This window comes from Franconibacter daqui, assembly GCF_014644275.1.
GTDB classification, from domain to species: Bacteria; Pseudomonadota; Gammaproteobacteria; order Enterobacterales; family Enterobacteriaceae; genus Franconibacter; species Franconibacter pulveris.
The window spans coordinates 102,131-115,448 of record NZ_BMKJ01000001.1; the positions used below are offsets into that span (position 1 = coordinate 102,131).

Consider the following 13,318-nt stretch of genomic DNA (forward strand, 5'->3'; position numbering starts at 1 on the left):
TTCTGTGACGTTTCCGGCAGCCTTAAGCACGCTGCCCGACATCGCGCAGTGGTTAGCGCAACACATGGCGCCTTTACCGGTGGACGACGCGTGGCGCTATGCGCTCGATCTCGCCGTGTGCGAAGCGGCGGCGAACATTATTCGTCACGCGCTGAACGAGCAGAGCGACTGCGTTTTTAGTGTGGCTTTCGAGCGCCAGCCTGACGAAGTGCGCGTAGAGTTTACCGACCGCGGCGCGCCGATGCCGGAAGGCGCCATCCAGAGGGCGTGGAACAAAATCGGCAGCGACAGCGAAATGGATCTGGAAAGCGGCCGGGGCGTGATGCTTATTCTGCTGAGTGTGGATGAGTTCAACATTGCGCGGCAGGATGGCGAAAACCACACCACCCTGATTAAGCGCACCGATTATTAAAGAGGCCCCGGTTCTGCTGGGCGGCGCGCTGAGCGGCGGCAACAGGCCCGCAAGGGCCTTAATGTTGCTGGAAAATGATGCGGCCGAGGCGGGCGATGGCGGCGTTGCTCTGCGAGAGCGAAGCGTCAGTTTGGGTGATATAAATGGCGACCACCAGCGGCGCGCCTTTTTCCGGCCAGACCATGCTGATAATCGAGCGCGAGCCGTAGCCGCCCGCGCCAGTTTTATCGGCGATCGTCCAGCCCTTTGGCAGCGATTGGCGCAGCAGCGCGTCGGCGACTTTATCGTCCATCATCCAGCGGGTGAGCTGTTTACGCGACGCTTCGGACAGCGCATCGCCAAGCAGCAGCGTTTGCAGCGTCCGGCTTATCGCTTGCGGGGTGGTGGTGTCGCGCTCGTCGCCGGGTCGGGCTTCGTTCAGCGCCGGCTCAACGCGGTCAAGGCGCGTTGTCTTGTCGCCGTTGGCGCGTAAAAACGCGTTGACGCCCTGTGGCCCGCCCACTTTCTGGCTGATGAGGTTGGCGGCGGTGTTGTCGCTGTAGCTGACTGCCGCGCTGCACAGTTGCAGCCAGTTCATGGATTGCGGGGCGGTGTGCTTTTCGGTCACCGGCGAGTATTCCACCAGCCGGGATTTATCGAATCGTACCGCCTCGGTGAGGCTGACTTTTTTCTCGTCCGCCTGCTTTAGCAGCGCGCCGCACAGCAGCGCCTTATGGGTGCTGTTCAACGGGAAGCGTTCATCGCCCCGGTAGCTGGCGGTTTTGCCGGTGGCGGTGTCCAGCACCGCAACGCCGATACGGGCGTTGAGCGTTTTCTCTTCCTGCTGCGCGGCGGCGGTCAGCTGTGATAAATCGACGGCGTGGCTGAGCGTGGCGCTCCCTAACGCGGCGGCGGCCAGCAGCCGTACTACACCTTTTATCAGCATTATCAGTCCTTTTAATGAGCGTATTCAGGGGCAGGGCGAGTATAGCCGCCGAAAAGGGCTCAGCGCCACCGCGCGGCGTTGCTTAGCCTTCAATCAGCGTGGTAGCGATTTGCGCGCCCGGCATCATCTGCCGCAGCCCTTCGGTGAGCGCGCTGCCAGCTTCATGAAGCGCTTCCAGCGGCATCGCGGGCAGGCTTTCCAGAATAAACCACATCTGTTGCGCTTCCACGCCGAGGCGGGTGCGTACGCCCTGGCGCCAGTTCCAGCGGCGGCAGGTCACCCCTTCGTCATCGCGCCAGATAACCTCGCCCGGCTCCGGCGATTCAACAACGGGCTCGCCGGCTTTCAGGGTGTCGAAGCGCTCGCGGCCATCGGCGAGGGTCAGGCGCGGCTGTCCGACGTAGGCGGCGGCATTCTCTCCACCCACCGGAATGGCGTAGCGAAGGCTGACGGCGTTGTATAAATCGACAACCGGATCGATAGCGGGCAGCGAGCCCTCTTTTAACACGCGTTTGCGCAGCGCTTCGGCGGAGCAGGGCGTGCGGTTCGGTTTTGCGCCAAACTGGCGGAACACCTGGGCCCAGGCATCCAGGTGCGCCTGCGCCCACGCGGCGTCGTTGGCCAGCACCTGCCGGCAGGCCAGGGCAAGCGCGGCTTCGCCTGCCTGCGGGTTAACCACAGGCGCGGCCTGCACAGCAATACTCAACGCGCGAAAGCCGGGCGCCAAGGCGGTAACACGGGGATCGATTGACGGCGTAATGGCGACCATTTGATAATCCTGTAATGACTAATTTATTTCATGGTAGTGACTAGTGACCAATAAAGTCAATATACTGACTGAAACCGGCGCCGACGTGCAGTCGGTCAGCGAGGCGGTGGCCCTGCGCATTAAAGCCTGGCGCAAACAGCAGAAACTCACCCTGGATGCGCTCTCACACCGTGCGGGCGTCAGCAAAGGGATGCTGGTGGAGCTGGAAAAGGGAATGGCCAATCCCAGTATCGCCATTCTTTGTAAAGTGGCGGCGGCGATGGGCGTTTCGGTGGCGGAGATGGTGGATGTCGCCAGCAAACCGAACGTGCACGTGATCGACGAGGCGGATATTCCCGTGCTGTGGACGGGCGAGAAGGGTGGCGCGGCGCGGCTGCTGGCAGGGAGCAGCGGGCCGGATATGGTTGAGCTCTGGCGCTGGAGCCTGCCGCCCGGCGAGCGGTTCGCTTCGCCAGGCCATCCGCAGGGCACGTTTGAGCTTTTTCACGTGGAGCAGGGCACGCTGACGCTGATTGTCGACGGCGTTCGCACAGCGCTTACGCAGGGGAGCGCAGCGGTGGCGCGTACCGACGTTCCCCATGAATATGCCAATGAAAACAACGAGCCGCTGAGCTTCACTATGACGGTGGCGGAACTGCAACGATAAGCAACCTGAGGATAAACATGACCGCACCGCTTCACTGGCGTCGCGAGCGTTTTTGCATCACGACCGATAAAACGCGGCTCGATATTGACGCTATCCACGCTTATCTCACCCGCTCCTCCTGGGCGGAGGGCATTGATAAAGAGACCGTGCGGTTGTCGGTGGCGAACAGCCTCTGCTTTGGCCTGTTTGCTGACGAGACGCAGATAGGTTTCGCCAGGCTTGTGACCGACTTCGCCACCTTCGGCTATCTGTGCGACGTGTATGTGCTGGAGGAGCATCAGGGCGGCGGCTTGGGGTTGTGGCTGATTGAATGCTGCCAGTCCCATCCGCTAATGGCGAAACTGCGACGCATCATGCTCGTGACCTCTACCGCCGCCTGGCTTTATGAAAAGGTCGGGTATAAGGCGGTAAACACGCCGGACTTTGTCTGGCAGATAGCGCGACCGGATATTTATCAACGCTAAGCCCTTATTTCGCATCAATACGATCTTCGTCTGGCTAAATGGGAGCGCGGTAACGGCGGGGTGTCACAAAAACGTCATACTCTCGGGTGACTTTACTTACAAAAAAGGAGCCTGCATGACCCGTTTAACACTCGCTTTGCTTATTAGCGCTTTATCCGTCAACGCACTGGCGCAGACGCAGGACGCGCCGGAGGGATACCAGCTTCAACAGGTACTGATGATGAGCCGCCACAACCTGCGCGCGCCGCTTGCCAATAACGGCAGCGTGCTGGAGCAATCCACCACCCGGCAGTGGCCGCAGTGGGACGTGCCTGGCGGCGAGCTGACCACCAAAGGCGGCGTGCTCGAAGTCTATATGGGCCACTATATGCGCGAATGGCTGGCGCAGCAGGGGCTTATTAAAGAGAACGAATGCCCGCAGCCGGCGAGCGTTTACGTGTACGCCAACAGCCTTCAGCGTACCGTAGCCACCGCGCAGTTCTTTACTAACGGCGCTTTCCCCGGCTGCGACATCACCGTTCATCATCAGGCGGCGATGGGCAAGATGGACCCGACCTTCAACCCGGTTATCACCAACAAAGAGAGCGCCTTCAACCAGCAGGCCGTGCAGGCGATGGAAAAGCAGCGTGCAAACTATGCGCTGGACGAAAGCTATAAGCTGCTTGAGCAGGTGACCGACTACAAAGACTCCGCCTCCTGCAAGGAGAAGCAGCAGTGCGACCTGGCTAACGGCAAAGACAGTTTTAAAGCCAACGCGGGCGAAGAGCCGGGCGTTTCCGGGCCGCTGAAGGTGGGCAACTCGCTGGCGGACGCCTTTACGCTTCAGTATTACGAAGGCTTCCCGCAAGACCAGGTCGCGTGGGGGGAGATCAAAACGCCAGAACAGTGGCGGCAGCTTTCCGCCCTGAAAAACGGCTACCAGGATACGCTTTTCACCTCGCCGGAGGTGGCGCGCAACGTGGCGGCGCCGCTGGTGAAATATATCAACGGCGCGCTGGTGGAGAACAAAACACGCGCGCCGGTGACGGTGCTGGTGGGGCATGACTCCAATATCGCCTCGCTGCTGACGGCGCTTGATTTCAAGCCTTATCAACTTCACGACCAGTACGAGCGCACGCCGATTGGCGGGAAGATTGTTTTCCAGCGCTGGCACGACGAAAAAAACAACAAGAACCTGATGAAGGTGGAGTATGTCTACCAGAGCACCGAACAGCTTCGCAACGCCACGCCGCTTTCGCTGGCAAGCCCGCCTCAGCGCGTGACGCTTGAGCTGAACGGCTGCCCGACCGACGCTAACGGTTTCTGCCCGTGGGAGAAATTCGAAGAAGTCATGAAGCAGGCGCAGCGATAATCCCTCAGAGCGCGGAACCCCTTCCGCGCTTTTTTCCCCTCTCGTTTTGCATGAAGCCCCACAAATGCGGATACTTCCTGTTCAGCGTTTTTTAAAAGGCGGGGCATAGCATATGAAAACGGGCGGGCAACAGGGCGCAAGCCGGGACTGGATCCACCTGCAGCGCGACGGGGAAACCGGAATAGAGAGCGTGCATGCCCATTTTTGCGGCCACGCGTACGACCCGCACGACCATGATGAAATCCTGGTCGGCGTTACGCAGCAGGGGCTTCAGCGCTTTAATTGCAACCGCTCGCTGCACACCAGTACGCCCGGCAGGGCGATTCTCATCGAGCCTGGCGCGGTGCATGACGGCCACGCCCCGCACGCGGAAGGTTTTACCTACCTGATGCTCTACCTGCCGCAGGCGTGGGTGGCGGAAAAACTGGCCCGGCGCGGGCTGGGCGACGTGTCTGCGCTACAGGCGGCGTTCAAATATACCCTTACCGACGACAGCTTTCTCAATAACGCCATCGTGCAGGCCTTTGCGGCTATCCACCATGGCGAAGGGCGGCTCGCCCGCGACCAGACGCTCGATCACCTGCTGGCGCTGCTCTCAAAGCATATCTGTACCCGGCCGCAGTCGGTTTACAGCGACGCCGCCAGCCAGATGCTGCGGGTGCGCGACTATCTGCATGACGGCATGGCGCTGGACATCGGCCTTGACGAGCTTTCCCGCTACGCCGGCGTCGACCGCTTTCGGCTGACCCGCGAGTTTAAAAAAGCGTTCGGCTTATCGCCTCACACTTACCTTGTGCGCTTAAGGCTGCGCACGGCGCGCACGCTGCTGGCGCAGGGTTTTAAGCCTGCGCTGGTGGCGACGCAGGTGGGCTTTGCCGACCAGAGCCACCTGGGGCGCTGGTTTCAGCGCGCTTACCGGCTAACGCCTGCGGCCTATCAGCGCCAGTGCGCGAACGCGCAGTGAACCGTCACGCCCTGCGCACGCGTTGCGGTTTCCTTCCTGCACAAACGTTCTAGATTTGACCCTGTCAGAATTCCGATGATGGGCTTTTGCCGTCCATGAATCCGGAGAACCTGATGTTTGATACCAAAGTAGCGATTATTGTCCGTGACGATCTGGCCGTCTGGCAGCGTCTGAACGTTGTGGCCTTTCTGGCGACGGGCGTGGCTTCCGCCGCGCCCGACGCGATGGGAGAGCCTTATGTTGATGCCAAAGGCCGCCAGTACGGCAATATGCTTGGCCAACCTGTGCTGGTGTTTGAAGGCGACCTTGCGGGCCTGCAAAAGGCGCACCGGGTAGGGGTTGAGCGGGAGCTGACGCTGGTGCCTTATGTTTTCGCCATGTTTTCAACGGGCCATGACGCCGCCAACCGGGAGGTCTTTATGGCGGAAGACGCCGACAACTTAAATCTGGTGGGGCTGGCCCTGCGCGGGCCGAAAAAAGCGGTGGATAAAGCCATCAAGGGCTTATCGCTGCACCATTAAACGCGTGGGCCTGGCGGGACTCCGCCGGGCATTACAAAACGCGGCATCAGGCCGCCCGGCAACGCTCCTTTCTCGATACTCCTTGCTTACCGATTTTTTGTGAACCTTTGCGCTTCGCTGTACACATTCTGTCTCACGCATTTACATCATTAAACCAAATGAGTATATTTCTCATTCTTATTTTCATGCGCAATTTTTGCATAAAAACGACTACATACGCGCTTATCGCCGTTGCGCTGGCGGCGCGTCATCATTTCAAATACTAAAAAGGTTAATGATGTCTTTCACTATTCGCTCCAGGAAGGTGCAGGCTCAGCCTGCCGTTGCGCCCTCGCTACTGGCGGCCAGCATCGCTTTAGCGCTGCTGCCTGCAGCCGCGAAGGCCGCTGAAATCAAAACCGAAGACACCGTCGTGGTGGAAAGCAACGCCCCGGCCGCTGCCGACGGCTCAACCGATTACAGCGTGAAAACCACCACCACCGGCACTAAGCTGTTGCTGGTGCCGCGCGATATTCCGCAGTCCGTCAGCGTTATCAGCCAGCAGCGCATCAAGGACCAGGATCTCGACTCGGTGGGCGAGGTGCTGAGCAACACCACGGGCATTACCACCAATACCATCGACAGCAACCGCACCACTTTCTACGCGCGCGGTTTCTTCATCAACAACTACGCTTACGAAGACTTGCCGACCACGGTCAGCGACCGCTGGAACTTCGGCGATACCGCGCTTGATTCCGCCATTTATGACCGCGTGGAAGTGGTGCGCGGCGCGGCGGGGCTGATGAGCGGCACCGGCAACCCGTCCGCCTACATCAACCTCGTGCGCAAGCACGCCGACAGCCGCGAGTTCCAGGGCTCGGCCTCCGCCACGTACGGCAGTTGGGATAAGCAGCGCTATGTGCTGGACCTGCAATCGCCGCTCACCGAATCGGGCAACGTGCGCGGGCGCGTTATTGCCGGTTATCAGGACAACGACACCTGGCTTGACCGCAACCACTACCGCAAAAAATTCCTCTACGGCATCGTAGATGCGGACCTGACCGACACCACCACGCTCTCGCTCGGTTACGACTACCAGGAAAGCAGCGAAGACAGCCCGACCTGGGGCGGCTGGCCGACCTGGTACAGCGACGGCAGCCGCACCCATTACGACCGCGAGTTCAACCCGGCGGCGGGCTGGGCCTATTCCGATAACGATTCCCGCAAAGTCTTTGCCAACCTGGTGCAGCGCTTCGGCGACGGCTGGGAAGCGCGCGTTAACGCGATGCACACCGAAACCAACTTCGACAGCAAGCTGATGTACTGGGATGGCTACCCGGAACGCTCCACCGGCTATATGGACCCGGCGGCGTATCAGGGCGCGTGGGGCGGCTGGAACCGCGGCAACCGCAAGCAGGATGCGGTGGATGCCTTCGTACGCGGCGGCTTTGAACTGTTTGAGCGTCAGCATGAAATCATGGTCGGCGGCAGCTACAGCCGTCAGCGCAACAACTACGATAACTCTTACCCGAGCGCGGGCATCATTCCGATTGGCAACGCCTACAATGACGGCAGCCAGCTGGCGGACCCGCAGTGGACCGACTGGGCGCTCTACAGCCGCGACACCATCCGTCAGAAATCGCTTTACGCTTCTGCGCGGTTTTCGCTGGCAGACCCGCTGCACCTGATCGTCGGCGCGCGTTATACCGACTGGAGCGCGCAGTACAACCTCGAGCGCAAGCCGGATGAGATCCGCAACAGCCAGTTCGATGATGTGACCCCGTACGCGGGCTTGGTTTACGATATCAACGACACCTGGTCGGCTTACGCCAGCTACACCTCAATCTTCCAGCCGACGGAACAGCGCGACATTAACAGCGAATTCCTTGACCCGACCAAAGGCCGCAGCTACGAAGCGGGGCTGAAGGCGGACTGGAACAACACGGCGTTGACCACCACGCTTGCGGTCTTCCGCACCGAGCAGAAAGGGGTGCCGGTCGGCACCGGCGAGTACATCCCGAACAGCGGCGGTCAGGAAGCGTATGAGTCTGTGGATGCGGTCAGCCGCGGGGTGGAGTTCGAGCTGAACGGCGCGCTCACCGACAACTGGCAGCTCACCTTTGGCGCTACCCGCTATGTGGCGGAAGAGAACAACGGCACGGCGGTCAACCCGGACCAGCCGCGCACTACGCTGAAGCTCTTCACCCGTTATCAGCTGCCGATGCTGCCGGCGCTGGCCGTGGGCGGCGGCGTGAACTGGCAGAACAAAACCTGGCGTGACGTCGCCGGCCCGAACGGCGATGAGCGCATCACCCAGGGCAGCTACGCGGTGGTCGATCTCTTCAGCCGCTACCAGGTCACCAAAAACTTTGCGCTGCAGGCGAACCTCAATAACCTGTTCGACAAAGAGTATTACAACTACCTGGGCACATATGGCGTATACGGCGCGCCGCGTAACTTCTCCGTCAGCGGTACCTACAGCTTCTGATTGAGCGGTTCATATAAAAAGGAGGCTGCGGCCTCCTTTTTTATTGTCAGCCCTAAACCACCTCCTGAGGAGGTGGTGATTGTCCCTGTAAGGCTATAGCCTGAAGAAAGCCCATGCCGGAATATTTCTCCTTACTCACCACAAGTAAGAGGGAAAAACCAACATGGGCCTTTACAGAAGTTCATCACATGTATTCTGGCGCTGCAAATATCATATCGTCTGGACACCCAAGTATCGTTTCAAGATCCTGACGGACAAGATTGGTAAGGAGTTGTACCGGACAATCTATATTCTGTGCAACATCAAGGACTGCGAAGTGCTGGAACTGAATATTCAGCCTGACCATGTTCATCTGGTGGTTATCGTACCGCCCAAACTCTCTATTTCAACGCTCATGGGTGTTCTGAAAGGGCGCAGTGCAATAAGGCTCTATAACAGGTTCCCGCACATAAGAAAGAAGTTGTGGGGCAATCATTTCTGGGTGCGAGGATACTTTGTGGATACGGTTGGTGTGAACGAAGAGATTATCCGGCGATATGTGAGGCATCAGGACAAAAAGGAACAGGAACTCGACATGCAGATGGAGTTACTACAGAACTAATCAACCGGTTAGCAGCGGCCCCCTTTCAGGGGGCTCACTTTAAAGCCACCTCCTCTGGAGGTGGTTTTTTACTTCCTGTAACTTATTGCTGTAATAGATATTTTTCAGAAAAAGCAGCGGGCGAACAGGGCGGTTTTGTGTAAGGTATCAACGAGCCGGGAGAGTATGATAGCGGTGGCGCTTGAGGCTTTTTGCTTCAGGCCGTCGGCAGAAGTGCGGATAGTGTTGAGGCAGAAAGAAGAAAGCCCCGAAGGTCTTTTATTAACCAACGAGGCCTACTCTGCATGCTCGACACATCCAGAGTAGCCTCTTACCCGCCGAAAGGCAAGGAGACAACGCTATGAAGCTGCCGCATAACCCCCGGATCTTACGAGCATTAATGGCCTGTGTAACGCTGTTATTACTCGTTTTCCTGCTGCGAAACCCGCTCTGCGGTGTTCACTATAAGGACGGATTCAGGGAGGTTGTTGCGCTTATGGCTTACGAATCCGGTAAGTAGCAACCCGAAAGCGGGGGCGACCCCGCTTTTACAGGATGGGTCAGCATACCGCGAGCGCCTTTAAACGGGCTGTCAGTTCAGGCTGGCAGCCCTTTTGCTTTCTTGTGACGAGAGGGTTTGATGAGTCGGGGAACGTCAGGATAAGGGGAATGATGTGAAGGGTTCAGGCAAAGCATAAAACAGTAAAGTGGTTTTGAATAAAAGAATGAAGCTGTTTTGGCCGTTAATGTCAGAAGGCCGCTTACAGAACAAAAAGCAAGACAACATTAAAATATCTTTTATTTAAAATGCTGTTTGTTTAAATTATAATCTATTTTCATTGATTGTAATAAAAGAGATTATAATGAACGTTATTGATGATTTTGGGAATGAGCTGAATTCAGAAGTTAAAATTTTAGCCGAAGAGGGGATGTTTGGTTTAGTGATTGAGTCCTGGGGACCGAAAGATCGTAACAGGGATTATAATAAAGCTGTAGAGCTTATAATCGAACGTTTAAAAAAGTCCGGCGTAAAAACTATTGAAGCATATTTAGTAACGTCTCTTCTAAAGAAAATAATGCCGGACATTGAAGCCAGAAGAATAAAAATTGATAATAATAACTGTATAAATATAGAATGTTTTTCAGGAAAAGAAGCGCGTGCGGCAATAGGAAAAGTTCAGGGGCTGTTTGGAAGTGGAAACAACCTTATGAATGAAAAGCCAACAGGAAACAGAACTAAAAGAATCCTTTTTGTTTGCAAAAATGCTAGTCGCCTGTTTTGGGAGTCTATTGTACTTAATGAAAAAAATATTTATCTAAACGCAGACAGGGATTACGAGAAAGAGGTGGCTGCATTATATCTTCAGGAGCTTGAAAAGCCCAAAGGCTTCAGTAATCCTGAAAAGAAATTTATAAACCAAACGACTTATTATCGTGATCCAAAAGTAAAAGCATGGGTCTTAAAAAAGAGTGAGGGAAAATGTGAATGTTGTGGTTCTACTGCTCCGTTTAAAACACCTGACGGTATTCCTTTTCTTGAAGTTCATCATGTCATCCCACTGGCCGATGGGGGAGCAGATACAACGGAGAACTGCATAGCGGTATGCCCGAATTGCCACAGAGCATTTCATCATAGTGACAACCGCCATGACCTGGTAAAAGCCATATATATAAAAGTACCCAGACTAACAGTTACCAAAATTTCTTAAATGCCTGCATTACCCTTTCGGCTCAATACCTAATTTCTTCAGCTCTTCCCGCCCCAGGTTTTTAAACCAGTTGCCAAGGCTCATGCCCTGCGCTTTGGCAGCCTCTTCAAACTGCGCTTTCAGCTCCGGGGTAATCCGAATCTGAAAGGTAGGGGACCAGCCGGTTCCTTTAGGGCTTTTGTCTCGTTTGATCGTTGACATGTACGTACGTAATAAAGATGATGGGTGTCGTTACGTACGTACGATAAAACCGAACGTAACCGAAAGCAACGCTCCGGTGTGCACCACCACAACCGGAGCGTCTGACCACAATCTGTTATACGGAGTAACAGCTATGGCTACCGCCAATAGTAACACATACGCTCGCCCTGAATTTGATTACCCTTTTCCCAAACTTCATCCGCGGAATACGGCGCGGCTGTCCGCCGTCAGTTCTCCTGTTCCGCCCATGCCGGATTTCCTGAACGAGACAACGCTCCGCGAGGGTGCGATAACGTCAGAAATGGATTTCTTCCACCTCGCCACGCTGAGCGAGAAACTGGTGAGCGAGCTGCTGGAATGCCACGATGACTCGCTTTCTCTGGCGTTTGCGGGAAGGCTCGCCTGTGCGCTGGACGCGCTGTCGGCGGCGCTGGAGCGGCCCATCCCGGCGCATCTTTACCCGTCGCTCACTGCAAGCGAACTTTCCCCGGAGCTTCCCCTGTGCCTTGGCAGCGAAGAGCCGATTCTGGCAGGCTACTGCCGGGCGCTGAACATGGCACTGTTGAGCCGCGCCTTAACGCCGGAACTGGCGAAGCCGCTCACCGGCCTGTTGTTTGACCTGGTCTGCCACCTGTGCGACTTCATTAAAGAACCCTGCTTCGTACTGACCGAACGCGGCTACGAAGACTGCACCGGGCAGCTTGTTCATCCTGCTCATTAAAATAAAAAGGCCGGGTTTCCCCGGCTTTTTTTACTTCAGCGCACCGGGCCCTAAAGCCCCTCGGTGCTCTCCTTTTTCGCCTCTTTCGCGAGAATGGCGCGATACCAGCGCGGGTGATGCTTCTGCGCCCAGCGGCGGCTGACCTTGCCGACAATCATCCCCTTGATGGAGCCTTTCACCCAGAATGCCATATACATATGAATCAGAATGGCGTGGATAAGCACAATGGCGGCGGTTGCGTGGATAAGCAGGCTGTAGCGCACCACCTTGATCGGGAAAAAGTCGGCGAAATAAGGCCGCCAGATAATCACGCCGGTTACCAGCAGCACAAAAATCATGCTCATGATGCTCCAGAACATCATCTTCTGCCCGGCGTTATATTTACCGACGTCCGCCACCTTATGCTCGTTGCCCTTCAGCACCTCGACAATCCCTTTCAGCCACGGCAAATCGTGTTTATCCGGAATGTTGTGATGCACGAAGCGCACAAACATAAACATCAGCGCGAAGAAAATCAGCACGCCAAAGAACGGGTGCAGAATACGCCCCATCTGCGGCGTGCCGAAGGTCTCCGTCAGCCATTGCAGCGTCGGGAAAAAGAGCGCGATGCCGGAGAGCGCCACCAGGAAGAAGCAAATCACCACCGTCCAGTGGCAGGCGCGGTCGATGAAGGTCGTCCTGACAATCATTTTGCGTTTACTCATGCTCTTCCTCCTCGTCATCCGTCTCTTCGTTCGGGCCCACGCCAACGTAGTGGAAAATCAGCCCGGCGAAGGTGGCGATAAAGCCCGCCGCCGACAGCGGCTTAAGGATCCCTTTCCACAGGCTGATGGGCGTATCAATCTGCGGATCGTTCGGCAAGCCGTGATACAGCGCCGGCTGGTCGGCGTGGTGCAGCACATACATCACGTGCGTGCCGCCAACGCCCTGCGGGTTATAAAGACCCGCGTTCGGGTAGCCGCGCGCCTTAAGCGTTTCAACCCGCGCTTCGGCCTTCTCCAGCATCGTCCTTTTGGTGCCGAAGCGGATAGCGCCGGTGGGGCAGGTTTTCACGCAGGCGGGCTCCTGGCCTACGGTCACGCGGTCCACGCACAGCGTGCATTTGTAAACGCGGTTATCCTCTTTGTTAAGGCGCGGAATGTGGAACGGGCAGCCGGCGATGCAGTAGCCGCAGCCGATGCAGTGCTCCGACTGAAAGTCGACGATGCCGTTGGCGTACTGGATGATGGCCCCGGCGGAAGGGCAGGCCTTCAGGCAACCGGGGTCTTCGCAGTGCATGCAGCCATCCTTGCGGATGAGCCACTCCAGCTTGCCGTTCTGGCGCGTCTCGCTAAAGCGCATCAGCGTCCAGGATTTGGCGCTGAGATCGGCGGGGTTGTCATACACCCCGACGCAATGCCCCACCTCGTCGCGAATGTCGTTCCACTCCGAGCAGGCGACCTGGCACGCCTTGCAGCCGATACAGCTGGTGACGTCGATAAGCTTGGCGACGTGCTCTTTATCATCGCGCCCTCGCGGTGGGGGCGTGAAGCTGTTGGTCGCCGAGCGTTTGATAATATCCTGAGATTGCATGGACATAAGTTCGCTC

The 13,318-nt window shown here is 57.0% G+C and carries 16 protein-coding genes; 11 read left to right on the plus strand and 5 right to left on the minus strand.

Annotated features, from left to right (window positions below; translation table 11 throughout):
• The first annotated feature begins 4 nt into the window (after window positions 1–4).
• Window positions 5–412: an ATP-binding protein gene (locus IEX01_RS00475; RefSeq protein WP_229701794.1), complete on the plus strand. Its 408-nt coding sequence runs from the start codon at window positions 5–7 to the stop codon at window positions 410–412.
• A 58-nt stretch (window positions 413–470) separates the two neighbouring features.
• Here IEX01_RS00475 and bla read toward each other — a convergent pair whose 3' ends face one another.
• The gene (gene bla, locus IEX01_RS00480) at window positions 471–1,337 is read right to left on the minus strand and encodes a class A beta-lactamase (protein WP_188723080.1); all 867 of its coding nucleotides are present in this window, start codon (window positions 1,335–1,337) and stop codon (window positions 471–473) included.
• Window positions 1,338–1,419: 82 nt separating this feature from the next.
• Window positions 1,420–2,106: a B3/B4 domain-containing protein gene (locus tag IEX01_RS00485; RefSeq protein WP_188723081.1), complete on the minus strand. Its 687-nt coding sequence runs from the start codon at window positions 2,104–2,106 to the stop codon at window positions 1,420–1,422.
• Between the two features lie 43 nt (window positions 2,107–2,149).
• Here IEX01_RS00485 and IEX01_RS00490 point away from each other — a divergent pair, with 43 nt between their 5' ends.
• The 9 genes from IEX01_RS00490 (at window position 2,150) to IEX01_RS00530 (ending at window position 10,808) form a co-directional block, all read left to right on the plus strand.
• Window positions 2,150–2,752: a helix-turn-helix domain-containing protein gene (locus IEX01_RS00490; protein WP_024557765.1), complete on the plus strand. Its 603-nt coding sequence runs from the start codon at window positions 2,150–2,152 to the stop codon at window positions 2,750–2,752.
• 17 nt (window positions 2,753–2,769) lie between these two features.
• Complete coding sequence (locus IEX01_RS00495) at window positions 2,770–3,216, plus strand: GNAT family N-acetyltransferase (protein WP_188723082.1); 447 nt, start codon at window positions 2,770–2,772, stop codon at window positions 3,214–3,216.
• A gap of 115 nt (window positions 3,217–3,331) precedes the next feature.
• Window positions 3,332–4,567, plus strand: coding sequence for a bifunctional glucose-1-phosphatase/inositol phosphatase (gene agp / locus IEX01_RS00500; protein WP_188723083.1), 1,236 nt, complete (start codon window positions 3,332–3,334; stop codon window positions 4,565–4,567).
• Window positions 4,568–4,679: 112 nt separating this feature from the next.
• Entirely contained in the window at window positions 4,680–5,531 is an 852-nt protein-coding gene (locus IEX01_RS00505; RefSeq protein ID WP_024559873.1) for an AraC family transcriptional regulator, read from the plus strand.
• A gap of 113 nt (window positions 5,532–5,644) precedes the next feature.
• Window positions 5,645–6,052: a DUF2000 family protein gene (locus IEX01_RS00510; RefSeq protein WP_024559874.1), complete on the plus strand. Its 408-nt coding sequence runs from the start codon at window positions 5,645–5,647 to the stop codon at window positions 6,050–6,052.
• 277 nt (window positions 6,053–6,329) lie between these two features.
• Entirely contained in the window at window positions 6,330–8,519 is a 2,190-nt protein-coding gene (fhuE, locus tag IEX01_RS00515; RefSeq protein WP_188723084.1) for a ferric-rhodotorulic acid/ferric-coprogen receptor FhuE, read from the plus strand.
• Window positions 8,520–8,682: 163 nt separating this feature from the next.
• Window positions 8,683–9,120 (plus strand): IS200/IS605 family transposase, encoded by a 438-nt coding sequence (tnpA, locus tag IEX01_RS00520; protein WP_188723085.1) that lies wholly within the window; start codon window positions 8,683–8,685, stop codon window positions 9,118–9,120.
• Between the two features lie 340 nt (window positions 9,121–9,460).
• On the plus strand, window positions 9,461–9,619 hold the full coding sequence (locus IEX01_RS00525) for a Hok/Gef family protein (RefSeq protein ID WP_188723086.1): 159 nt from the start codon (window positions 9,461–9,463) through the stop codon (window positions 9,617–9,619).
• A 343-nt stretch (window positions 9,620–9,962) separates the two neighbouring features.
• On the plus strand, window positions 9,963–10,808 hold the full coding sequence (locus IEX01_RS00530) for an HNH endonuclease (RefSeq protein ID WP_188723087.1): 846 nt from the start codon (window positions 9,963–9,965) through the stop codon (window positions 10,806–10,808).
• Window positions 10,809–10,817: 9 nt separating this feature from the next.
• Here IEX01_RS00530 and IEX01_RS00535 read toward each other — a convergent pair whose 3' ends face one another.
• A complete protein-coding gene (locus IEX01_RS00535) occupies window positions 10,818–11,009 on the minus strand; it encodes a toxin-antitoxin system HicB family antitoxin (protein ID WP_024557772.1) in 192 nt (63 codons plus the stop codon).
• A gap of 301 nt (window positions 11,010–11,310) precedes the next feature.
• On the opposite strand from IEX01_RS00535, the gene IEX01_RS00540 reads away from it, so the two are divergent.
• Window positions 11,311–11,730: a hypothetical protein gene (locus tag IEX01_RS00540; protein WP_229701795.1), complete on the plus strand. Its 420-nt coding sequence runs from the start codon at window positions 11,311–11,313 to the stop codon at window positions 11,728–11,730.
• 50 nt (window positions 11,731–11,780) lie between these two features.
• Here the strand turns inward: IEX01_RS00540 and fdnI are convergent, their stop codons facing one another.
• Both fdnI and fdxH read right to left on the minus strand, forming a co-directional pair.
• The gene (fdnI, locus tag IEX01_RS00545; protein ID WP_024557774.1) at window positions 11,781–12,434 is read right to left on the minus strand and encodes a formate dehydrogenase-N subunit gamma; all 654 of its coding nucleotides are present in this window, start codon (window positions 12,432–12,434) and stop codon (window positions 11,781–11,783) included.
• Window positions 12,427–13,308 carry a formate dehydrogenase subunit beta gene (gene fdxH, locus IEX01_RS00550; RefSeq protein ID WP_188723089.1) on the minus strand — a complete coding sequence of 294 codons (882 nt, stop codon included), beginning with the start codon at window positions 13,306–13,308 and terminating at the stop codon, window positions 12,427–12,429. The genes fdnI and fdxH overlap by 8 nt, the downstream gene beginning before the upstream one ends.
• Between the last annotated feature and the right edge of the window lie 10 nt (window positions 13,309–13,318).

Coding starts and splice junctions, on each gene's coding strand:
- IEX01_RS00540 (WP_229701795.1), top strand. CDS start 11,311: ATGGATTTCTTCCACCTCGCCACGCTGAGCGAGAAACTGGTGAGCGAG.
- IEX01_RS00525 (WP_188723086.1), top strand. CDS start 9,461: ATGAAGCTGCCGCATAACCCCCGGATCTTACGAGCATTAATGGCCTGT.
- IEX01_RS00530 (WP_188723087.1), top strand. CDS start 9,963: ATGAACGTTATTGATGATTTTGGGAATGAGCTGAATTCAGAAGTTAAA.
- fdxH (WP_188723089.1), bottom strand. CDS start 13,308: ATGTCCATGCAATCTCAGGATATTATCAAACGCTCGGCGACCAACAGC.
- IEX01_RS00535 (WP_024557772.1), bottom strand. CDS start 11,009: ATGTCAACGATCAAACGAGACAAAAGCCCTAAAGGAACCGGCTGGTCC.
- fdnI (WP_024557774.1), bottom strand. CDS start 12,434: ATGAGTAAACGCAAAATGATTGTCAGGACGACCTTCATCGACCGCGCC.
- bla (WP_188723080.1), bottom strand. CDS start 1,337: ATGCTGATAAAAGGTGTAGTACGGCTGCTGGCCGCCGCCGCGTTAGGG.
- agp (WP_188723083.1), top strand. CDS start 3,332: ATGACCCGTTTAACACTCGCTTTGCTTATTAGCGCTTTATCCGTCAAC.
- IEX01_RS00485 (WP_188723081.1), bottom strand. CDS start 2,106: ATGGTCGCCATTACGCCGTCAATCGATCCCCGTGTTACCGCCTTGGCG.
- tnpA (WP_188723085.1), top strand. CDS start 8,683: ATGGGCCTTTACAGAAGTTCATCACATGTATTCTGGCGCTGCAAATAT.
- IEX01_RS00510 (WP_024559874.1), top strand. CDS start 5,645: ATGTTTGATACCAAAGTAGCGATTATTGTCCGTGACGATCTGGCCGTC.
- fhuE (WP_188723084.1), top strand. CDS start 6,330: ATGTCTTTCACTATTCGCTCCAGGAAGGTGCAGGCTCAGCCTGCCGTT.
- IEX01_RS00505 (WP_024559873.1), top strand. CDS start 4,680: ATGAAAACGGGCGGGCAACAGGGCGCAAGCCGGGACTGGATCCACCTG.
- IEX01_RS00495 (WP_188723082.1), top strand. CDS start 2,770: ATGACCGCACCGCTTCACTGGCGTCGCGAGCGTTTTTGCATCACGACC.